The sequence below is a fragment of the Mesorhizobium sp. M2E.F.Ca.ET.209.01.1.1 genome (assembly GCF_004010375.2).
GTDB lineage: Bacteria > Pseudomonadota > Alphaproteobacteria > Rhizobiales > Rhizobiaceae > Mesorhizobium.
The window spans coordinates 1-458 of the sequence record NZ_SADP02000176.1; the positions used below are offsets into that span (position 1 = coordinate 1).

Sequence of the window (458 nt, forward strand, 5' to 3'; positions counted from 1 at the left end):
CCGATCTGAAGTACCGGCTGCCGACCACCGGCTACGCATTGCGCTTCGATGCTCTCGATTTCGCCGCCTATGACGTCTTCGTACTGAAGCGGCCGAATGCCGAGGCGAGCTACAGTCCGGTGCGGTTGCAGGAAGCGGAAGCGCGGCTCAGGACCTTGAGTGGCGAAGACATCGATAGGATCGAGCGCAACCTGATCGCCGGCCTGCCAGCCACCGAGCGCACCTATAATCGCGAGACGATGCGCGATGCGCTCGCGGACTATGCCGCGATCGGCCCGGCCGAGCTGCGCGCCAACCTCGCCTGGTTCCTGAAGGAGATCGTCCCGGCAGCCGAGGAAGTCGGCTCGCGCATGTGCATCCATCCCGACGATCCGCCCTTCTCGCTGTACGGTTTGCCGCGTGTGGTTTCCACCCCGCACGACGCGCGTGTCCGACTGGAGACCTGCGAGAGACCTGAC

The 458-nt window shown here is 64.8% G+C and carries 1 protein-coding gene; it reads left to right on the top strand.

The annotated features are described in order from the left end of the window. Positions 1 to 458: mannonate dehydratase (locus tag EN852_RS35170; RefSeq protein WP_189546355.1), on the top strand; the 458-nt coding region annotated here is incomplete at both ends.